General features: G+C 64.2%; 21 protein-coding genes and 1 pseudogene. 6 read left to right on the top strand and 16 right to left on the bottom strand.

Going from position 1 to position 19,344, the window contains the following annotated elements; all coding sequences use genetic code 11:
* Window positions 1-160: 160 nt before the first annotated feature.
* The 16 genes from N1F91_RS29730 to N1F91_RS29655 form a co-directional block, all read right to left on the bottom strand.
* Window positions 161-835, bottom strand: coding sequence for a hypothetical protein (locus N1F91_RS29730; protein ID WP_289997472.1), 675 nt, complete (start codon window positions 833-835; stop codon window positions 161-163).
* A gap of 81 nt (window positions 836-916) precedes the next feature.
* Window positions 917-1,477 carry a hypothetical protein gene (locus tag N1F91_RS29725; RefSeq protein ID WP_289997471.1) on the bottom strand — a complete coding sequence of 187 codons (561 nt, stop codon included), beginning with the start codon at window positions 1,475-1,477 and terminating at the stop codon, window positions 917-919.
* Window positions 1,478-1,480: 3 nt separating this feature from the next.
* Window positions 1,481-1,759, bottom strand: coding sequence for a DUF6378 domain-containing protein (locus tag N1F91_RS29720; protein ID WP_289997470.1), 279 nt, complete (start codon window positions 1,757-1,759; stop codon window positions 1,481-1,483).
* The gene (locus N1F91_RS29715; protein ID WP_289997469.1) at window positions 1,756-2,304 is read right to left on the bottom strand and encodes a hypothetical protein; all 549 of its coding nucleotides are present in this window, start codon (window positions 2,302-2,304) and stop codon (window positions 1,756-1,758) included. The genes N1F91_RS29720 and N1F91_RS29715 overlap by 4 nt, the downstream gene beginning before the upstream one ends.
* Window positions 2,305-2,773: 469 nt before the next feature.
* A complete protein-coding gene (locus tag N1F91_RS29710; RefSeq protein ID WP_289997468.1) occupies window positions 2,774-5,215 on the bottom strand; it encodes an AAA family ATPase in 2,442 nt (813 codons plus the stop codon).
* Window positions 5,212-5,979, bottom strand: a complete 768-nt coding sequence (locus tag N1F91_RS29705) for a hypothetical protein (RefSeq protein WP_289997467.1) — start codon at window positions 5,977-5,979, stop codon at window positions 5,212-5,214. Before N1F91_RS29705 ends, N1F91_RS29710 begins: the two co-directional genes overlap by 4 nt.
* Entirely contained in the window at window positions 5,979-6,194 is a 216-nt protein-coding gene (locus N1F91_RS29700) for a DUF6511 domain-containing protein (protein WP_289997466.1), read from the bottom strand. Before N1F91_RS29700 ends, N1F91_RS29705 begins: the two co-directional genes overlap by 1 nt.
* A gap of 213 nt (window positions 6,195-6,407) precedes the next feature.
* Entirely contained in the window at window positions 6,408-8,099 is a 1,692-nt protein-coding gene (locus tag N1F91_RS29695) for a DEAD/DEAH box helicase (protein ID WP_289997465.1), read from the bottom strand.
* 8 nt (window positions 8,100-8,107) lie between these two features.
* A complete protein-coding gene (locus N1F91_RS29690) occupies window positions 8,108-8,839 on the bottom strand; it encodes a hypothetical protein (RefSeq protein ID WP_289997464.1) in 732 nt (243 codons plus the stop codon).
* A 16-nt stretch (window positions 8,840-8,855) separates the two neighbouring features.
* Entirely contained in the window at window positions 8,856-9,743 is an 888-nt protein-coding gene (locus tag N1F91_RS29685; protein WP_289997462.1) for an ATP-binding protein, read from the bottom strand.
* A complete protein-coding gene (locus N1F91_RS29680; RefSeq protein ID WP_289997459.1) occupies window positions 9,740-10,186 on the bottom strand; it encodes a hypothetical protein in 447 nt (148 codons plus the stop codon). The genes N1F91_RS29685 and N1F91_RS29680 overlap by 4 nt, the downstream gene beginning before the upstream one ends.
* A 25-nt stretch (window positions 10,187-10,211) precedes the next feature.
* Window positions 10,212-11,054, bottom strand: coding sequence for a hypothetical protein (locus N1F91_RS29675; protein WP_289997457.1), 843 nt, complete (start codon window positions 11,052-11,054; stop codon window positions 10,212-10,214).
* Entirely contained in the window at window positions 11,051-11,536 is a 486-nt protein-coding gene (locus N1F91_RS29670) for a hypothetical protein (protein ID WP_289997454.1), read from the bottom strand. Before N1F91_RS29670 ends, N1F91_RS29675 begins: the two co-directional genes overlap by 4 nt.
* Window positions 11,533-11,754, bottom strand: a complete 222-nt coding sequence (locus N1F91_RS29665) for a helix-turn-helix domain-containing protein (protein WP_289997452.1) — start codon at window positions 11,752-11,754, stop codon at window positions 11,533-11,535. The genes N1F91_RS29670 and N1F91_RS29665 overlap by 4 nt, the downstream gene beginning before the upstream one ends.
* 171 nt (window positions 11,755-11,925) lie before the next feature.
* Window positions 11,926-12,831 (bottom strand): hypothetical protein, encoded by a 906-nt coding sequence (locus N1F91_RS29660; protein ID WP_289997451.1) that lies wholly within the window; start codon window positions 12,829-12,831, stop codon window positions 11,926-11,928.
* A gap of 16 nt (window positions 12,832-12,847) precedes the next feature.
* The gene (locus N1F91_RS29655; protein ID WP_289997449.1) at window positions 12,848-14,071 is read right to left on the bottom strand and encodes a hypothetical protein; all 1,224 of its coding nucleotides are present in this window, start codon (window positions 14,069-14,071) and stop codon (window positions 12,848-12,850) included.
* Between the two features lie 158 nt (window positions 14,072-14,229).
* Here N1F91_RS29655 and N1F91_RS29650 point away from each other — a divergent pair, with 158 nt between their 5' ends.
* The 6 genes and pseudogenes from N1F91_RS29650 to N1F91_RS29625 form a co-directional block, all read left to right on the top strand.
* Window positions 14,230-14,550, top strand: a complete 321-nt coding sequence (locus N1F91_RS29650) for a helix-turn-helix transcriptional regulator (protein ID WP_289997448.1) — start codon at window positions 14,230-14,232, stop codon at window positions 14,548-14,550.
* Window positions 14,547-15,467 (top strand): ImmA/IrrE family metallo-endopeptidase, encoded by a 921-nt coding sequence (locus N1F91_RS29645; RefSeq protein WP_289997447.1) that lies wholly within the window; start codon window positions 14,547-14,549, stop codon window positions 15,465-15,467. The genes N1F91_RS29650 and N1F91_RS29645 overlap by 4 nt, the downstream gene beginning before the upstream one ends.
* 189 nt (window positions 15,468-15,656) lie before the next feature.
* Complete coding sequence (locus N1F91_RS29640; RefSeq protein ID WP_289997445.1) at window positions 15,657-15,905, top strand: hypothetical protein; 249 nt, start codon at window positions 15,657-15,659, stop codon at window positions 15,903-15,905.
* A complete protein-coding gene (locus tag N1F91_RS29635; protein WP_289997443.1) occupies window positions 15,902-18,097 on the top strand; it encodes an ATP-dependent RecD-like DNA helicase in 2,196 nt (731 codons plus the stop codon). Before N1F91_RS29640 ends, N1F91_RS29635 begins: the two co-directional genes overlap by 4 nt.
* A 203-nt stretch (window positions 18,098-18,300) precedes the next feature.
* Complete coding sequence (locus N1F91_RS29630; protein WP_289997442.1) at window positions 18,301-18,891, top strand: hypothetical protein; 591 nt, start codon at window positions 18,301-18,303, stop codon at window positions 18,889-18,891.
* A gap of 46 nt (window positions 18,892-18,937) precedes the next feature.
* A pseudogene (locus N1F91_RS29625) lies at window positions 18,938-19,344 on the top strand (AAA family ATPase); the annotation flags it as partial.

Below are 19,344 nucleotides of genomic sequence, written 5' to 3'. Positions count from 1 at the left end.
AAAACCCGCTTCGTTGGGGTCGACATCAATGATTTCAATGATTTAGACCCCCTGAAATCAAAACAAAACGGAAAAATCAAACCGGAAAAAACACGCGAAAACCGGGCAGCGGCGACAGCGCTACCCAGAACCCCGCAATGGGGCTCCTAGCCCCGCCCCCCTACGCTCCACTGCGCTTGCGCATGCTTGCGCCGATCTGCGCTCCTGCCAGCATCAACCCGACCAATCGCGTAGATTCTTTCAGCACGCGAGGGTGCTGGTCGGTCCATGCCGTGTGCGCTTCGTCGCGCAGCATTTCGACGGGGACCGCAGGGCCCCAGAGTTGCTCGATCGGGAAGCGAGCCTTGCCCTTGCGCTTGAATACGCCGTTGCCGAAGCGGTTGACCACGAAGGCCGAGCGGTAGGTCTGTGCCCTGCCCCAGACCTTTGCACGGACGCCGTAGGAGAACTGCTTCGCGCCGAAGACCGACAGCGGCAGATGCCGGCCGGAGCCGGACGTGGTGGTGGTGAGCGTGGCACGCGTGGCGCCCTTGAAACGCATGGCGGCGTTCACCGCGCCGCGAGGGATCGACGACTGCCGGCTCAGAGTGCGGCGCATCTGCGTAAAGGATTTGCGGCCTTCCTTGTTCAGCGCCATCGAGAAGGCGCGTCGGGCCTCACCCTCGCCAAGACGATGGCAGGCAGCCTCGAAACGAATGCGCACGTCGTCGGCGTCGAGAAGCACGACACGCATCGCCGATGCCTCCGAAACAGAAACGCCCGGAGAGGTGATCTCCGGGCGGAATTCCAAGCGTCCAATATCGGAACTTTTAGCCGCGTCGCGAGTGATCGTCAAGCCTTTTTGCGAAACATATCAACATGATAAGTCCTTCGTGCTGGCGCGAAACGTGGCGTAGCGCTGTCGGGTGGACAAGCCTCATCTGAGGCGAAACACACGCACCAGGGCATTCAACGCGACGCGAAGATTGCCGATGTCGTCGTCGTCCGTGTGCCGCACGTCCTCGTCGGCGCAAATCACCCGGTAGACCAGAAACGTGGGCCGGCGCCCTGACAACAGCCGATGTTCGCGATCGCAGTCATCGAGGGCTGCGGTGGCTTCGGCAAACCGCCGCTTCACGTTCTCGATCACATCGAGCACGGGTTCGCTCGGGCTTGCGCCAAAGATCCCCTCGTTGATGAGGAGGCCCGCGACAGAGCTCGGGCTCGGCATCGGCAAGCCCACCGTCACGTTGTGCTGGCGGTAGAGCGCGGCGAAAGCGACACCGGCCTGGTATTGCAGATCGCTGATCAGCCCGGTGAAGGCGAGCCGACCGAGCGCCGAGCCAAGCCGCTCGTCCCTCGCCCGCTTCGTTGACACGCCATAGTGGCGGCCGCGTGCATCGAGGGCGACAGACATCGCTTCGCGTTCCGTCTCCTCGCGCACACGCTTGCCACAGGGATAGCGCTTGCCCGCTTTGCGTTTGCGTCCAGGTGCCATGGCTCAGATCCCTTCCTGCTGGTGGTGATGGACGACCTCCTGGAGGACGGCGGCATAGCCGGCCACGTCGAGGATCGAATCCTGGTGCGCTGGATCGTGTGCCAGGCGGGCGAGCTTCAGGTCGATCAGGCAGAGCACGACCTGGGCGGCCGACACGGGCGTGCCGAGCGTCAGCGACCAGCGGGCAGCGACGGACGCCATAGAGGCGGCCGGGTCGCCATAGGTCCTGCGCCGTCCGGCGACGACCGACGCGGCATTGCGGAGCATGGTCTCCCCGTTCATCGCACACCTCCGTCGGTCTCGATCGCCCAGAGCAGGATCGCGATGGCATCAGCCTCGTTGTCGTCGGCCGGACTGAACCCACGACCACGAACGGCGGCAATGACGGCCGCCTTGTCGGCGTTGCCCTTGCCGGCGATGAACCGCTTGATGGTGCCGACCGGCACGCCCTGATAGGGCACGCCCCGCAATTCCGCCCAGGACGACATGACGGCCAGCAGACCGCCATAGACGTGGGCCGCGTCGGTGCCGACATGGCGACGGACTTCCTCGAAGAAGATGGCGCCGATCGGACCCGCGGCTTCCTCGGTCGCGGTCAGCCAGTTGGTCATGCGCAGGAAGCGCATGCCGCCGCCTTCGTAGCGACCAGGCCGGAACGACACCGTGCCGCTGGTGATCAGCCCGGACGTGTTGCGGATGGCAAAGCCGGTGGTGGTTCCGAGATCGAGGGCGAGGGTCGCGGTTGTGTGACGTGCCGGGGCCTCGGCCAACGGTACGAGGGGTGGGATTGCATCGCGGCTTGCAATGCGCAGAGTCGCTACAGCCATGGACGGTCTCCTTCTTGGGTTGGCTGTTTTGGTGGAAGACGACGGTGGTCTGGTGCTTGGCGGTACGGGGCCGCCGTCGTCGGATTGAGATTTTGGGGGCAAGAGGCCCCGCGCGCGGAACCCCCCGGGGGTGGGAGTGGGAGAACACGCCTTGCGGCGTTCTCCCCCACCCCCGTAGGGGGTGGGTTCACACCACCCAGTATTGTTGCTGCAATCAAACCATTGTGATGATTGAATAATTTCCAGTTTCGGACGCCCAAAACTCCCTGTACGGCCCAAACTGGTTGACGAGTACTGGAAGCAGTTCCTGCGCAATCTTGCGGAGGCAGTTTCGGAAACGTGCTGAAACTGGCTGCATCGGGATCGTGCGAAGGCCTGCGGCCGTGTGACGGGCCAGTTGCGGCAAGTCCCGGATTCCGGTCTGATCTGGCCTGCACGAAGTTCCGCGAAAATCGCTCTGTCGGGGTATTCATGGCCGCTCCCCATCGGGATAGACCCAGACAAGGGGGTTCTCGACCTCGAGCAGCGCCCCGGTCTGGGCGGATTTGTAGTGGGTGGGCAGCACGGCAATGCTGACCGGTGACACCTCACCAGTGTCCGGATCCACCTCCTCGCCCTCCACCGGAAAGACCATCCCCTCGACGCAAAGAAAGCCAAAGCGCGACCGCGATGCACCAAGCCCATAGGGGGAGCCGTCGCGCAGGAACTTGATGAAGCCCTTGGTGGCCTGCACCCCGATCCGGTTGCGGATCGCGTCCTTTCCACCCAGTCCGGCCGCATTTTCGAAGGCTTCAGCGAACTGGTTGATCGTGTAGAGCCGGCCCCTGGCAGCCTCATCAAGGAGAAGGCCGAGGATGACATCCTGTTTGCGGACACGCTCGGCATCGAACTTCCCGCCAACCTCGGCGCGCACCAGACGCTCGTTCATCGGGTTGATCTCGACCCATTCGCCGTTGACCTTGTCGACCAGCTTGGCGTCCAGGGCCGGCCCGTTGCGCAGTTCGATCTCCAGGCGGCGCTGCGAGCTGTCCTCGTCGGGGCGGTGCAGGATCAGCCCGGTGGTATAGAAACCGCGCAGCGCACTTGCGCCCGACAGCGCCAGGAACGGGTCGTCCTTGACCTGTTGCTTCGAGAGCTTCTTGGTGTGGTGGACCAGCACCACGCCGCAGTCCTGGTTGATGTGATCGCGCAGGACCTCCACCCGGTCCTTCAGGAAGAACATCATGGCGTCATTGTCGTTCTCGCCGCCGCCATCGGGACCGCCGTCGAAGAGATTGCGGATCGGGTCGATGCAGATGATGTCGACGGGATCGGTGGGGAATGCCCGGCGGATCGCCTCGGCCACGCGCATGCTGCCCTCGGTATCGAGCAGCATCTTCAGCTTCGGCGTGGCGACCAGATTGTCGCGGGCACCCGCGATGACCAGCTTGGGAAGACTGATCTGCTTCATGCGCTCACGCAGGTAGTGGTACTGGATCTCCGCCTGCAGATAAAAGATGCGCAGCGGCCGTGGCGGCGTAAAGCCGAGGAAGGGCTCGCCCGCCGCCATGTGCACCAGAAGCGAGATCAGGAGGTCCGACTTGCCGACCTTCGGCGCGCCGCCCAGCACCAGCAGGCCGCCTGGTGTCAGCACGCGCGGCGCGATGATGTCCTGCGGCATCGGGCTGTCGTCGTCGATGAGAGCGCCAAGCGTGAAGACGGGCATCTCGTTTGGCGCCGGGGCGGCACTGTCGAGGCGGATGAGCGGGGGACCATGCCTTTCGACATGCCGGTTCCACAGCCGCTCGGACTCGCGCGCCAGCCGCTCCACCGACCATTGCGGGCGCAGCATGGCGGCGTTGTAGCCACAGATGCCTTCCCAGCCCTCGTCCTTCGACATCCGGCCCTCGTGGACCATGCGGATGAAGTGACCGATCGCAGCGCTGGCGCCCTCGAAGCGCGACCAGTCGTCCTGCGCGCCCTCGCGCACCGGCGTCACCAGCACGTCGCCGACATCCGGCTTGTCATGGGCGGTGAAGTTCGGCTGCAGCGAGATGCCCGGCGCCGGCGGCATCTCGGAGACGGCCTGCGCGAACTCGTCGAGATGGAACTCGATCTGCGGATTGTGCTCGACGATGCGCACCAGCGTCTTCAGGCTGTTCTTGTAATAGACGCTGCCGGCGACACGGATCGGCTGGTGGGCCGAGCGGAAATGCATGTCGCCGCCGACCTTGGCGGCAATGTCGCCTCGCAGCCGGCAGACCCGGGCGATATCACTGGCCTCGACGGGCTCGGACAGCTTCCACCAGACATGGCACTTGTGCTGGCCGTCCAGCGTGATGCCACCGCTTTCGACCACCATGGTCGGCAAACCCAGATGCTTTTCGAGATGCGCGCGCTTGGCCGCGATGTCGCCGGTGTCGAGATCGACGACGACCGTCTGCATCTGCACGACATGATCCGCGCCGGCCTGGCCGGCGGCAGCCACGGTGCCGGGGATCACATAGACGGCCGCACCCTCACGGCTCGCCCAGTGGGCAAAGGTCGCCATCTTTTCCGGCAGAGCCTCGTTGGCCTCGACCCAGATGTTGTGCGGCCGGCCGTTGTAGCCCTGCCCCTTGTCGATGAAGCTGCGGATCGGCACCAGGCCCTCGCAATAGCCAAAGACCATGTCGAGGAACGCCGTGATCAGTTGCGGATCCGGTTCGTCGCCGAACGCATCGACCTGTGAAGGAGCGTCGTTGAAATCGCGCCACGGGTTGAAGTGGACGAGGTTCTCCTGTGGGCTTGCTTCTCCATGGTCATTGCCGGCGCCGGTCTCGGGGGCTTCTGGAATGGTGGTGTCAGGCGTATCGTGATCATTGGTCATGATGTCGTCTGCTCCTTCGAACGGGTTGGGTTGATCGGTGTTCTCGGGGATGTCGCTGCTCATCTGGCCATCTCCCAGCAGCGGTTGGCCCACGGGCACATGCGGCACTCGAAATGATCGCGCTCGCGCGCCAGCCGCGGCAGCAACTCGCCGGCATCGGTGGCGCTGAGAATGCGCACCGCCCGGTCGCTCATGCGCTGGGCAAGCTCGGCGTCGAACGCTACCAACTCGTGGTGAAGCTCGGCGGTGTCCTTGTTGATGGCGGTGAACAGCGCGGGGTTGGATGCAAGGCCAGGCACGCTGGCATCCATGTAGGCCTGGTAGAGCGCGATCTGGGCGGCGTAGACCGGCTTTGACCTGGTGACGCCCTCCTTGACGCAGGCCCGCCAGTTCTTCGTGTTCATGGTCTTGCATTCCCATAGCGCGGGAACGGCGAGCTTCAGCACTCCGGGCGCACCAGCGATGATCCCGTCGACATGGCCGCGGATGCGGCCGCCGGCGACGGAAAATCCGAACTGCTCGCCGTCCGGGCGGTTGCCCTTGCGGGTGTAGAGATCGATGCCGGCGGCGCGCAGCCACTGGATCGCCAGATCCTCCAGCGCATGGCCCATGGCGAAGATGCGCAGCGTCTGGCCCGCGAAGTCGGCGCCATCATCCTTTGGCGCCCCGGCGAACTCGAACTGCAGGGCGCGTTCGCAGGCATGGCCGATGCGCGAGCCGCCGAGATAGTCGCGGCGGGGACGTGAAGCGTTCTCGGTGGTAAGGGCAACATCGACGGCGCTGTTCAACAGCTCCGCGACGTTCGGTCGACGATTGAAGTCCAGCATCAGAACGGCACCTTCGGTGAGTGTTGTTCGGTGGCGGCGGCGATCTCGCGCATGGCGTCCTGGAAGCCGCCGATGGCGACTTCGATGAGGGTGAGGACCTGGGGCTCGGAGAGATCGGCGAACCGGGTCTGCCAGCCGATCTCTTCCATGATCTCGGCCACCATCTTCATGGCCTCGCGCATGGCGGCTTTTTCCGCGTCGGTGAGATCAACCATGGCGGACGATCTCCGCGCCCGTTGCCAGAAGAAGGCCTGACAGGTGATGGAGCAGAACCAGACCGACGGGCGCGGCCGGCTCACAGGATCTGGCTCCTGCCAGCCAAAGCCACACGTCGGTCGCCGGCAGACGCCGCAGAGTTCGAAGCGCGGATGCCAGCATCTGAAGCGCGCGCTGGCGGATGTGGGTGATGGCGACATGAAGCTCCTCCATCACGCAGCCGCCGCAAGCGCGGCCTTCTCGGCGCCGAAGACGAGGTTCCGGATCCGATCGCGGTTGAAACGGAACGTCAGCAGCGCGGAGGCCTGGTAGCGCGTCAGGCTGAAGTCGTGTCGGAACTCGGCCGACAGGTAAGCGAGCTGTCGCTCGGTCGCCGGCTGGCGCAGCCAGTTCCGGGTCTTGTGGGCGCTCTCGTCGGTCTCGTTGGTGTTCAGCCAATCATCGGCCGCCGCGAGGCAGACCATCGCTTCGCCGACGGCAAGCAGCCTCGCCCGCTTGCCCTGAGCTCCGCCGATGCCATAGCTGCGGCCATTGAGGGCGAAGACGCCCGCCCAGGCGTTGAAGCCGTTGGCGACGAGGGCCGCACCATCGCCGTGCAGGTCGACCCATTCGAAGCTCGATCGCTTCAGGAGGTCGATCTCGGTCATCATGAAGCCCGACAGCGGAATGACGTCGGCGCCCTCGCCCGCCTCCGGTTCGTCGCGCGGAAAAACCTCGCCGCAGAGCGGACATTCGGTCACGGCGATCGGGATCTCCGCCTTGCAGGACGGGCAGGTTTTCGTCGGAGCCTCGCCGGCCATGGTGTTGCCGTCGAGATCGACATCCTGTTCCAGCGTGCCGTGGATCAGGCTCGAGGTGCCGAAGTCGAGGACGATGCAGTCGGTCTTGACGACGCCGGGATATTCGGCGGGATCGACGGTGCGAAGACCCCGCCCGACCATCTGGATCATGGTCGACTTGTAGGAGGACGGGCGCAGCAGCACGACGCAGGACGTGGGCGGGTTGTCATAGCCCTCCGTCAGCACGGCGACATTGGCGATCACCTGGATCTCGCGGCGGTCATAGGCACTGAGCGTCTGCTTCCGCTCGCTGCTTCCCATCTCGCCATGGACGAGAGCTGCAGCGACCCCGGCTGCGCGGTACGCCATGACGACATTGGCGGCATGATCGACGGTCGAGCAGAAGACGATCGTCTGCCGATCGCCGGCCTTTTCCTTCCAATGCGCGATCACCGCGTCGGTGACGGGCTGCTTGTTCATGATGGCGTCGACTTCGCTCATGTCGAAGTCGGAGGCGGTCTTGCGCACCTTCTTCAGCGCCTCCTGCACGCCGACGTCGATGACGAAGCTGCGCGGCCGCACGAGATGACCGGACGCGATCAGTTCCCCGATGCGGATCTGGTCGGCGACGTTGGAGAAGACTTCGCGCAACCCCTTCCGGTCGCCGCGGTTCGGCGTCGCCGTGACCCCGAAGATCCGGGCATCGGGATTGGCTTCGCGCACCCGGTCGATGATGCGGCGATAGCTGTCGGCGACCGCATGATGCGCCTCGTCGATGACCAGCAGGTCGAGCGCGGGCATGGCCGACAAGGTGGCGTCCCGCGCCAGCGTCGGCACCATGGCGAAGGTGACCTGGCCGTCCCAGGATTTGGTCGTGGCATCGACGACCGAGGTGCTGACCGTCGGATTGACGCGGGTGAACTTGGCCCGGTTCTGCGCCGTCAGTTCATCGCGATGCGCCAGCACGCAGGCCTTGCCGCCGCCGGCTACCATCCTGCCCGCGACCGCCGACAACATCACGGTTTTCCCGGATGCGGTCGGCGCCACACCCAGCGTGTTGTCGTGGGTGTCGAGCGCAGCCAGGCTGCGCTCGACGAAGAGGTTTTGACGGGGACGCAACAGCATGGCCGACCTCACTGCGCCCAGGTCGGACGGGCGCCGGCGACCGGCGCCGGTGCTGCCTGCTGCGGGGCATGCGCGGGCTGCTGGGGGGCATGAGGTGCGTGAGTGGGCTGCTGGTGCTGCGGCGGCGCGTAGCTCGACTGTTGCGCCGGGGCCGCATAGGCGGGTTGCTGGGCCGCGGCCGCATAGGCCGACTGATGGGACGCATAGGCTGGAGCCGGTGCGAAGCCCATCGGCGCCGCAAGACTCCCCATGGCGGCCGCATAGTCCTTGTGGTCACGGGTCACGGCCTGGCGGATGTCGTTCTTCTCGTCACCATTCGCGTCGGTGCCGAGATCGATGCGCGCCACGAACTCGATGCCATCGAGATCGGCGATGCCCGAGATGCGGCGAGCGTTCTGCGCCTCCGGCGAGTTGTCCTTGTCGGAAAGGCCGCGCGCCGAGTTCAGAATGCCGCGCACGAAACTGCGGCCCATGTTGCCCCAGTCCGGACCCTTCGGGCTGTAGAGCCCGATCATCGACCAGACCTTGCGCCTGGCATACTTCCCCTCGAGCACGGTGTATTCGGCGTCGATGTAGACGGCGCCCGTCTGGCCGCGCTTGGCATAGCCGCCGGTCCAGCCCTGCGACGGATCATCGAAGCCGCCGGGGCGGATGGTAAGCCGCACCCTGGCGATCGTGCCCTTGGGGATCAGGTTGGCGTTCTGCCGGGCGTCGTTGAAGTCGTTCCATGCGTTCGTCATGGGAGAGTCTCCTCTTTCAGATCTTGGCTTGGGGGTGAGAGGCGTCAGCGTCCGGAGCGACAGGCGCCGGGCGGCTGAAGGTCAGACGTTCGAGGGGAGAGCGGCCAGGCTCGCCGATTCTGGCGATCAGGCGCCCGAGATGGGCCTCCTCGACGAGATCGAGACGGCCGGACCGATCCTTGGCGGGATAGCCCCACCGGTTCAGCGTCTGGCAGACGAACACCCGGTGCAGCTTCTTGTCGGCATCGGCCAGTTCCGTCATCGTCAGCACCAGATCCACGACTCCTGGCAGCTCGAGGCCAGTCTTGGCTCCGTCGATCTGCGGCACGAAGATCTTGCGGTTGAAGTCGTCGAGCTTCTCGTCGAGGATCCCGACGAAGAACACGTTCTTCATGCGCGTGTGCTGCAGATGCGTGATCCAGCCGATCATCTCGCGGCCATGCAGGCCGTAGGCGCCGCGGATGTCGGGCTTCCCGCTCTTTTCGGAGAAGGCTTCGGGCTGTTCCTTCGCCCACTGGAAACACAGGCGCCCGGCAACCGTGATCGAGTCCACGAAGATGGTCGCGTACTTGTCGAGCGCACGCGGATCGCCAAACCGGCCGCAGGCCTCGTTGTAATGGCGCTGGCTGTAGGGCCGGCCATCGGGAATGGCCGGATTGGCGCCGCCGATGAACACGGCGAAGTCGCGGCATTCCTCCCAGGTGCGCGGACGGATCGTGTCGCCGCTCCAACCCTCGATGGCGAGATCGCCCGCCTCGAGGTCGTAGAACAGCGTCGTTTCCGGGTTCAGCGTCCAAAGAAGCGACGTCTTGCCAATTCCGCTCTTGCCGAAGATGGCGGCCTTGATGCCGCGTCGCTCGGCGAGCCGCTGGTCGGCGAGAATGATCGGGAGGGTGCTGCTCATGACAGCTTCTCCGTCACGACCACCGTGTCCGTCGCACCCAGGATGGCATCGAGGCACTGGCCGAAGCTCCAATCGGGATGCTTCGTCCAGAAACGGTCCGCCTGGTTCAGGGCCTGCTGCCATTCGCGCAGCGCGCGCCGGTCATGGGCGATCTGCTGACGGCGGATCTCGATGGCGCGCTTGAAACCTTTGCGCGACAAGCTTCGTGTGGCGACAAGCGTCGTGCCATCGAGGTCCATGGCCACGGCGATGGGCAGCTGAAAGGGCAGTTCGGCCTGCGCGGTATCGGCGACCTTCTCGGCCTTGACGCGCAGGGCACGGGCCCGCCCATCGATCCGGCCGACGACACCATCGATCCCGGCCAGGTACTGGCCATCGGCATCGATGTCGTCCCAGCGATCGACGGCAGCCTGCCGCTTGTTGATCGTGCTGCCGGCGATCACGTTGCCGACGATCTCGGCGACAACGTCATTCAGACGCATGGTTCCCATGATGGGCCTCCTGTTCGTAAAGGGTGCTGAATTCGGTGAGCCAGGCCGCCGCGCGGCGGATCGGCACGGTGTCGATGGCGTGGCGCGACGCGGGCGGAATGCGGCGCACGGCTTCCGCGGCATCCGGTTGTTCGCCGACGAGTTCGACGATCTCCTCGATCCGCGCGCAGATTGCCCGGTCATCGACCGTGCCGAAGACCGCGACCTGGCGGGCGCGCTGCTCTGCCGTCAGCGGCTCGGCCTTCTCCGCCTCGAGCCGCTGGACGCTGTCCTGCGTGCGCTTGAGCCGGTCGATGGATCGCTCCAGCCGAGCCTCGGCGGCACGCCGGACCGCAGCGCGCGTCGGTTCCTCGCCCCGTTCAAGCCGCTCATCGAGGGTGCGGCGCACGATGCCCGGATCAGCCGCCTCCGCATCCCGGATCAGGCGGGCGTCGTGAATGTCCCTGTGTGTCAGGCCCAGCTCGGCAATCGTCGGAACCTTCTTCTCGTCGGGAAGAAGGTCGGTGCGCTGCCCCTGGGCGGAAACGACACCCCCAACACGCGCCGCGTCGTACTCGTCGGCCAGCCGCCGCTTGGCACCGGCTTCGATAGTCAGTGCATCGGCCTGCACGCGGTGAGCGGCGGTGACGAGTTCGTCGTGAGCGTTCTTGGCCTTGTGCAAGCGAGCCGTCCGCTTCGCCACGTCATAGACGAGCGAGGCGATCTCTCGCGCTTCGAGCACCTCCGCCGCCGATCGGGCGTTGGCCAACGCGGCGGCCGCCGTCTCGACCAGCCGGGGAAGACTCGACGTGTCCAGGTTCGTGATGGTGAGCGCGTTCATGCGTCACCTCCTGCGAGGATCAGCTGGAACGTCTCCTTGCCGGGATGAACGGTCCGGCAGGGCTCGAAGGCCTTGCGGATATGAGCGGGCCAGGAACCGTACTTGCGCTCCGAAACCTTGAGGCTGACCTCGACATAGTCGCGGGGATCTTCGCCCTCGGCCTTGATGCGCTCGACGAGATCGGCGAGGTCGTGCTGGTCCCACTCGACCTTCTTTGGCAGGTCGGCCACGACCGTGACGTCGCCATCGGTGAAGCGCGCCACGCCGAAATCCTTCTCGGCATCAGCACGCGCCGCCCTGGCGCGCTCGGCATATTTCTGGGAAAGCGCGCCATCGAGCCAGGCCACGGTGAGCCTGGCCTTGCGCAACGCCTCGCCGACGTCATGCTGAAGGCGGGCGAGTTCCGCAGCAGGCAGGGCGACAATCTCCCCGATCGGCAGACGCGCAAGCGCTTCGAGAGTGATCTGGTTGGGGATCATCATGCTCCCCCTCGCACCAGCTTCAGGGCGAACGTGTTCGCCGTGCTGGTGCACTGCCGCCTGTTTTCGTAACCCTCGACTTCCTCCAGGCGGTACACGACCCGGCCGCCGATCTTGATGAAAGCGGGCCCCTCGCCCGTCCAACGCCAGCGCTCCAGCGTGCGCGGGCTGATCTTCCATCGAGCCGCCAGCTCGACCTGGTTGAGATGCGTCACCGACATCTTCGTCTCCTTCGCGTTTGGCCTAATGCCTGCGAAGGACCATCGCCCCGGGCGTGGGAGGCATCAGGGAGACGGGAGGGAGGCAAACTGGGAGTTGGCGAAGAAAGCTGTCCCGAAAATCAAAAAGGCCGCCCCAACGGACGGCCTTTCACCTTGATCGGGAGGATCGGATCAGGGTTCGATCCAGCAGTTGCCATCGTCGAACTTGATGAAGCGACGCCAGTCGTCGCGCCGGCCGAACGCCTTTTTCAGGCTGTTCACCTGGCTCCCGAAGCCGGCCTCTTCGAGGACAACCGCCACTCGGCAGACTGGCGATTTGGACCAATAGGCGTCAAACAGCAGCTGGAGGAGCCGCCGCTGCTTGTCGCCAGTGAAGCGGATTGCCTCACCGCGAAGCCACACGACCCCGCAATCCTCGGAATGGTCGATCGGAAAACGTCGTTGTACCTCGCCGGGGAAGACCCGTGCCCCGAGGATCTGCGGCGAGATAGCGAGCTTGCCCGGCACTCCGACCACGTCCGCCACGCTGACGATCAGGTTGCGCTTGTGCGTTGGCGCCGGCACGCGGTCGCCCGGCGTCGACGTCAACACGACGCGGATCTCTTCTGGAGGACGGCGCTCGAAAAGACCTTCGACCTTGGCCAAAACGGCTGGATCACCAAGGCGCCGGGCAAACCAGACCGGAACGGGGGCTTTTGCCCCAGCAAGCCCGATGGTCCCGAAGTCCCAGGCGAGCCCGTCAATCAACAACTGCGGACGCGGCGATCCAGCACGGTCGAATGCGACCAGCATCCTGGCAATGGCAAGCGGGTAGTCGACGCCGTAGGCGGCAATCTCCATGGAATCAACGGGGATCCACCGACCGACGCTATCGTGGTAACCGTGCTGTTTGCGAACCGCGCACCACTCGGCCGGGATCGGTTCGTCTTCATAGTCGTCCATGGCGGCAAGAACCGGGATGCGCCCGCTTGCTACCAGAAGCCTGGCCTCGAGCAGCTGATCAGCTGCCCGAGGCGCAACTTGCAGCAACGTCGCCCCCTGCACCCTGGCAGTGCGGGTTTCCATCACCTGCAGCAACAGGTCCGCGGCCCCTCTAGTCAAGGAGACTCCCGATTTCGGCCGTGTCGGTCAGGATGCCCCAGCGGCGCAGATACTTTTCACCGATCAGACGCTCATGCGCGGTCATGTCCTTCAGATTGCAGCCATGGGGCATCGTGACGGTCAGCGTCAGGGATTTTCCGTGCCCTCTCTGCGGACCTGGATGGAACTTGATCGTGAACCGGGCCCGCGTGATGATCCATTCAGGAACCTCGGTGGCGATCGGCAAGACATGTCCCGTGCCCCCGATGTCCAGACCGATCCGCGCCTCGGCCATCTCCCAGATCGACCGCTCGGCGCCCGACATGGACTCGAGCGTGATACGCTCGCCACGCTCGCCGATCTCCATCAGGCGCAGTTCCTTCACGGTGACGCTCATGATGCCGTCTTCGTCGTCCGTCGGAAAGTCGAACGGCTTCAGCAGCATGTTGAGATCGTATTCACGGGCGGGAATGTGTTTCCCATCGAAATCGATGCCGAGCAACTCGCGCGCCATGAAGCCGGTCAGATCCTCCCGGTCTTCACGCGTCCTGGCCACCACCTCGATGACGCCGGTGTCGGCCTCATAGGTCAGGGCCGCCTCGAACACCGGCTTCACGATCCGACGTGACAGCCTGCTGTTCGCATCGAACCCCAGCATGTCTTCCGGCCGCCCCTCGCGATAGACGGCGACCTGGACGAGATCACATTCCTGGTCGTCCAGAACGACACGATGCCGGTCGAAGACGTCGACGTGAACATGGGGTGTCGCGAAGTGGTCGCGGATCGCCTTGGTGAAGGCCGCGACGGACATCGGATCCCGGCGGACCGCGCAACCCTTCTGGACCTCGAAACCGCTCCAGGACCGACCGCGGCGGCGCTCATCATTGTAGCGTACCTCTTCGGCCAGCCGGAACCGATCGGGCTCATTCAGGAAAACCCAGAGCGAGCGGTTGTTGGCGCCCTCCAGCATGTCGAACACAGCTCGGTTCAAGACGACGTTCTGCAGGGCATTCTGGCCCGGCTCATCAGCCAGGGCTGCGACACGACCAGCGTCGAGGACGACGCGCTGCTTTTCGTCGTCGGACATGTTGTCGACCGCCTTGATCAGGGGTTCGACCACCTCCGACTCGGGCCGTGTCCAATCGACCGTTGCGAGGGACGTGAACCCGCCGGCCTTGAAATAGTCCTGCAAACGGATGACGGGGGTCTTGCGGAGGAACGCGGCAATGGCAGTCATGGGAGCCCTTTCTTGGCCGGGGGGATGAGGGAATCAGCGGGAAGCGATACGCTGGCGTTCGATATAGACCGAACAAGCCCTCGCGTCTACTTGCGCACTACGATCTTGTTCGGCATAGCGAACACGAATCCTCAGCCAGGAATCTCAAGGATGATGCGATGACCACCTCCCTCGGCGCCAAGATCAAGCGCCACCGCCAGGAAAAGGGATACTCCCTCGACAAGCTTGCCGAACTGACCGACTCAAGCAAGAGCTACATCTGGGAACTCGAGAACCGCGACGCGCGAAAGCCGTCAGGCGAAAAACTGACCCGCATCGCGCAGGCCCTCGAAGTGACGACCGACTACCTCCTCGACGAAAGCGAGGAGCCCGGTGATGCGGTCCTGAAGGAGGCCTTCTTCCGCAAGTTCAGCAAGCTGACAGTCGAGGACCAGGAGAAGATCAGCCAGATGATCGACATGTGGGGAAGGAAGGGTTGAGCCTGCCGACAACGCCAAAGGGCTGGGCGATTCGCCTGACGCAGATCCTGTCGGCGGTCCAGGGAACACATGGGCTGCCGCGCTTCCCGATCGATGTGGCAACGCTGGCGCAGGATTTCTCCAGGCAGGTCTTTCCGAACGCCCCGATCACCATGGTGGACGGGCTGAGCCTCTCGAAGGGCGTGGAGGGCATGCTGACGCCCCACCCCAACGGATCGGGAGAGTGGGGCATCATCTTCAACGAGACCATCCGGTCGCCAGGCCGACGCAACTTCACGCTGGCCCACGAACTCGGCCACTACCTTCTGCATCGCCATGCCAATCCCGACGGTCTGACATGTACCAACCGAAACATGGCAGACTGGGATCAGGGACGAAACAGGATCGAGGCAGAGGCGAACACCTTCGCCTCTTACCTGTTGATGCCGCTCGACGACTTCCGCGCCCAGATCAAGGAACGCACCGTCGACATCGACGTGATGACCGCGCTGGCCGACCGTTATGCCGTGTCTCTGACCGCCGCGATCCTTAAATGGCTGACCATCACCGACAAGCGGGCCATGATCGTGGTCGGCAAGGATGGCTTCATCGACTGGGCATGGTCCAGCGAACCGCTGATCAGAACCGGCATCTACTACGCTGCCCGGCAGTCGCTGATCGAGCTGCCATCGGGCTCTCTCGCCGCGCAGGAAGTGGACGGGGAAACCGGGCGCCACGGTCGCGTCCACCCGGCCGGCGTCTGGGTGGGGTCTGAGCCCGTTCGCGAAATGACCGTGTTCTCGCCGACCAACGAGATGACGATCTCGCTCCTGATTTACCCGGACCGTGCGCCATCGCGATCGGAATTGGCGGAACTGGAAGAGGAACCGACACCCGATACCTTCGACAAGTTCATGGGCGGCAAGGCGGTTGGGTAAAGCGTTCTGAAGGTCCATCTGCGTCGATCGACGTGCAGTACCCACGGGATCGTGCACGACCACTTCGCCTCCCCGCGATTCGCATGGAATGACCGGCGGCGGCGCAGCCACACGTCCGGGCTGGTACATCGCAATTGACGTGAGCTAGATTGCCGTGCGCGTCCGCTGGTTCGCTCATGAGATCTATCCATGGCCTATGCGATCATCCGCGGCGACAATGGCCGCCGCCACGAAGTGGCTTTCGATGAGAGCGAGATCAAGGTCTCGCTGCATGCCAGCAACGAAACAGTCGAGCTGGCAATCGAGGCCGACGATCCGGATCGCCCGCATGAGAAGCGTCGCTTCGTCCTGGTGAACGTCCCCCGGCATCTCTTCAGCAAGGCCATGGCAGACCTCGCGCGACAGGACAGGAAACGGGGACAAGGCATCAACCGATGACGGACGGGACGCCGCGGGAGGTTCTCGTCGGCCTCGTCGAGCGGGTCACCTTCCACAACTCGGACAACGGCTTCTGTGTGCTGCGTGTGAAGGCCAGAGGACACCGCGACCTGGTGACCACGGTTGGTCACGCTGCAATGATCTCCGCGGGAGAATGGATCACGGCCTCGGGCATCTGGCTCAACGACCGCACCCACGGCCTGCAGTTCAAGGCGCATTTCCTGAAGACCTCTGCCCCCTCGACTGTAGAGGGCATCGAGAAGTATCTCGGCTCCGGCATGATCCGGGGCATCGGGCCGGTCTATGCCAGGCGTATGGTCAAGCATTTCGGGACGGACGTCTTCGACATCATCGAGGCTGCGCCCGCGCGTCTGCGCGAGGTCGAGGGCATTGGGCCGGTCCGGGCGGCCAAGATCACCGCAGGCTGGGCGGATCAGAAGGTGATCCGCGAGATCATGGTGTTCCTCCACCAGCATGGTGTGGGGACGGCGCGCGCGGTCAGGATCTTCAAGACCTATGGCACGGACGCTGTGCAGATCATGAGCGAGAACCCTTACCGGTTGGCTAGGGACATCCGCGGCATCGGTTTTCGTACCGCCGACACGATCGCCGAGAAGCTCGGCGTCGAGAAGACCGCCATGATCCGCGTTCGCGCCGGGATTTCCTTCGCATTGACCGAGGCGATGGGCGACGGCCATTGCGGCCTGCCACGGACGCAACTGATCGGGCTGGCGGAAAAACTATTGGATGTGCCTGCCGCTCTTATCGAGAGCGCCATGGTGGAAGAACTTGCCGAGGGCACCGTGACGGCAGACACGGTCGGCGATGCCGAGTGCATCTTCCTGACCGGGCTATACCTCGCCGAGCGCGCAATCGCGGAGCAGCTCAAGCGGATCCAGACTGGTCCCCTGCCCTGGCCGGAAATCGACGCCGACAAGGCGCTGCCATGGATCGAGCAGAAGACGGGCCTCACGCTTGCGGCGAGCCAATCCGCCGCCGTTCGCCTGTCGCTCAAGTCAAAGGTCACGGTGATCACCGGCGGCCCCGGCGTGGGCAAGACAACGATCGTGAACTCGATCCTGCGCATCCTGGCGGCGAAGTCCGTCAAGCTCCTCCTTTGCGCGCCCACCGGCCGCGCCGCCAAGCGCATGACCGAAGCCACCGGCATGGAGGCGAAAACCATCCACCGGCTGCTCGAGTTCGATCCGAAGGCCTTCGGTTTCAAGCGCGGCGACGAAAACCCGCTCGACTGCGATCTGCTGGTCGTCGACGAAAGTTCGATGGTCGACGTGCTCTTGATGCAGTCGCTGCTGAAGGCGGTGCCGAGCACGGCCGCACTTCTGATCGTGGGCGACATCGACCAGCTGCCGTCGGTAGGCCCCGGTCAGGTCCTGGCGGACATCATCGGCTCTGGCGCCGTACCCGTGGTCAGGCTGACCGAGGTGTTTCGCCAGGCGGCGCAAAGCAAGATCATCACCACGGCGCATGCCATCAACGCCGGGCGCATGCCCGACCTGGCGCCTCCTGAAGGCGAAACAGACTTCTATTTCGTCCCGGCAGCCGACCCGGAACAAGCCGTGCTGCGGATTGTGGAACTGGTCAGCAAACGCATTCCGAGCCGCTTTGGCCTCGATCCGATCAAGGACATTCAGGTGCTCTGCCCGATGAACCGGGGCGGCGTCGGCGCCCGCTCTCTCAACGTCGAGCTGCAGGCCGCGCTGAACCCAGCTGGAGACAAGAAGGTCGAGCGGTTCGGCTGGACCTTCGCGCCCGGCGACAAGGTCATGCAGATCGAGAACGACTACGACAAGGACGTCTACAACGGCGACATCGGCATGATCGAGGACGTCGATCTCGACGAGGGCGAAGTCGCGGTCAATTTCGACGGGCGCAAGGTGACCTTCGCCTTCGGCGAGCTCGACACTCTGGTCCCGGCCTATGCCGCGACCATCCATAAGAGCCAGGGATCGGAATATCCGGCCGTCGTCATCCCGGTGATGACCCAGCACTACGCCATGCTGCAGCGAAACTTGATCTACACGGGCGTCACCCGCGGCAAGAAGCTGGTGGTGCTGGTCGGCCAGAAGAAGGCCGTCGCGATCGCGGTGAAGAATGTCGCTGGGCGCCGGCGCTGGTCGAAGCTGGCGGAATGGCTCCAGCAGTCCAAGGTAGCAGTCCTGCTCATGGAGTGAACAATCGCTCAGCAATACGAAGGACGGAGTGCCGCCGGTTGTGCCTTGGGCGGTTGCGGCTTTAGGTTCACGTCACCCATTCCGCCCAAGCAGCGCCCGTACCTAATCGCGCCGCGAATGTTCTGGCTTCGTAGCCCCGGTGCTGATTGCGCTTACGGTGAACCCGCTTTAGCTTGCCTAGCGGAATGGCAGGGAGGACTCCGATGCTGAAATGGGCGCTCGACAAGCTGCAGCATGCGAGGGCCGCATCTATGGCCAAGGACATCATCAAGCGGGACCTTGAACTCATCAACCAGGTCGGTGGAGCCGACAGGCTGTGCATGAGCTACATCGACTACTACCACGGAGATCGGGAAAGACTGATCAGGCTGCGATGCGGGAGGCTGAAGGACGACGAGAAGATGTTCCCTGCGAGCGCCGTCCGTAACGCAGCCATACACTCCATGATGAACGCTAAGCTAAAAATAGAGGGCGGCGCGGCGGACTCGGGAACGGAGAGCATGCTCAAGATCGCCGAGAAAAGCTTCGTCCTCTCATTTCTCCATATCGAGAAAAGTGATCTCGCGCATGTGAAAGAAGACGAATTGGGGGCGGCTCTGGAGCAGTCTATGGCCATTGTGCTTCAGACGCAGGACACGATGGCGGCCTACTCCATCCTGCCGCACAAGAAGGTATGCGATGAACGCCTCCGGCAAGGAGAGGAGGCCTTAGAAGCCTGGCGGCGATACGACCCGCACGACTTTACCTTTGGATGTGACGTAGAGATCAAGACGAGCGAGAAAGGCCAAGGCTGATTGTCAATCGGGCCTTAAATTGCGGGTTTCAGTGAAGTGCACCTCGATAAAGGCAGTGCCAAGCACGGCCGCACTTCTGATCGTGGGCGACATCGACCAGCTGCCGTCGGTCGGCCCCGGTCAGGTCCTGGCGGACATCATCGGCTCTGGCGCCGTACCCGTGGTCAGGCTGACCGAGGTGTTTCGCCAGGCAGCGCAGAGCAAGATCATTACCACGGCGCATGCCATCAACGCCGGGCACATGCCCGACCTGGCGCCTCATGAAGGCGAAACAGACTTCTATTTCGTCCCGGCGTCCGACCCGGAACAAGCCGTGCTGCGGATCGTGGAGTTGGTCAGCAAACGCATTCCGAGCCGCTTTGGCCTCGATCCGATCAAGGACATCCAGGTGCTCTGCCCGATGAACCGGGGCGGCGTCGGCGCCCGCTCTCTCAACGTCGAACTGCAGGCCGC

It is taken from the genome of Aquibium sp. ELW1220 (genome assembly GCF_030398385.1).
In the GTDB taxonomy this organism is placed as follows: Bacteria; Pseudomonadota; Alphaproteobacteria; order Rhizobiales; family Rhizobiaceae; genus Aquibium.
Note: the sequence above shows the minus strand (reverse complement) of the source record. Positions and strands in the feature narration are given on the sequence as shown.

Excerpts from the sequence above, each read along its gene's own strand:
- N1F91_RS29725 (WP_289997471.1), bottom strand. The coding sequence starts at position 1,477 with ATGGCACCTGGACGCAAACGCAAAGCGGGCAAGCGCTATCCCTGTGGC.
- N1F91_RS29720 (WP_289997470.1), bottom strand. The coding sequence starts at position 1,759 with ATGAACGGGGAGACCATGCTCCGCAATGCCGCGTCGGTCGTCGCCGGA.
- N1F91_RS29715 (WP_289997469.1), bottom strand. The coding sequence starts at position 2,304 with ATGGCTGTAGCGACTCTGCGCATTGCAAGCCGCGATGCAATCCCACCC.
- N1F91_RS29710 (WP_289997468.1), bottom strand. The coding sequence starts at position 5,215 with ATGAGCAGCGACATCCCCGAGAACACCGATCAACCCAACCCGTTCGAA.
- N1F91_RS29705 (WP_289997467.1), bottom strand. The coding sequence starts at position 5,979 with ATGCTGGACTTCAATCGTCGACCGAACGTCGCGGAGCTGTTGAACAGC.
- N1F91_RS29700 (WP_289997466.1), bottom strand. The coding sequence starts at position 6,194 with ATGGTTGATCTCACCGACGCGGAAAAAGCCGCCATGCGCGAGGCCATG.
- N1F91_RS29695 (WP_289997465.1), bottom strand. The coding sequence starts at position 8,099 with ATGCTGTTGCGTCCCCGTCAAAACCTCTTCGTCGAGCGCAGCCTGGCT.
- N1F91_RS29690 (WP_289997464.1), bottom strand. The coding sequence starts at position 8,839 with ATGACGAACGCATGGAACGACTTCAACGACGCCCGGCAGAACGCCAAC.
- N1F91_RS29685 (WP_289997462.1), bottom strand. The coding sequence starts at position 9,743 with ATGAGCAGCACCCTCCCGATCATTCTCGCCGACCAGCGGCTCGCCGAG.
- N1F91_RS29675 (WP_289997457.1), bottom strand. The coding sequence starts at position 11,054 with ATGAACGCGCTCACCATCACGAACCTGGACACGTCGAGTCTTCCCCGG.
- N1F91_RS29670 (WP_289997454.1), bottom strand. The coding sequence starts at position 11,536 with ATGATGATCCCCAACCAGATCACTCTCGAAGCGCTTGCGCGTCTGCCG.
- N1F91_RS29665 (WP_289997452.1), bottom strand. The coding sequence starts at position 11,754 with ATGTCGGTGACGCATCTCAACCAGGTCGAGCTGGCGGCTCGATGGAAG.
- N1F91_RS29655 (WP_289997449.1), bottom strand. The coding sequence starts at position 14,071 with ATGACTGCCATTGCCGCGTTCCTCCGCAAGACCCCCGTCATCCGTTTG.
- N1F91_RS29650 (WP_289997448.1), top strand. The coding sequence starts at position 14,230 with ATGACCACCTCCCTCGGCGCCAAGATCAAGCGCCACCGCCAGGAAAAG.
- N1F91_RS29640 (WP_289997445.1), top strand. The coding sequence starts at position 15,657 with ATGGCCTATGCGATCATCCGCGGCGACAATGGCCGCCGCCACGAAGTG.
- N1F91_RS29635 (WP_289997443.1), top strand. The coding sequence starts at position 15,902 with ATGACGGACGGGACGCCGCGGGAGGTTCTCGTCGGCCTCGTCGAGCGG.
- N1F91_RS29630 (WP_289997442.1), top strand. The coding sequence starts at position 18,301 with ATGCTGAAATGGGCGCTCGACAAGCTGCAGCATGCGAGGGCCGCATCT.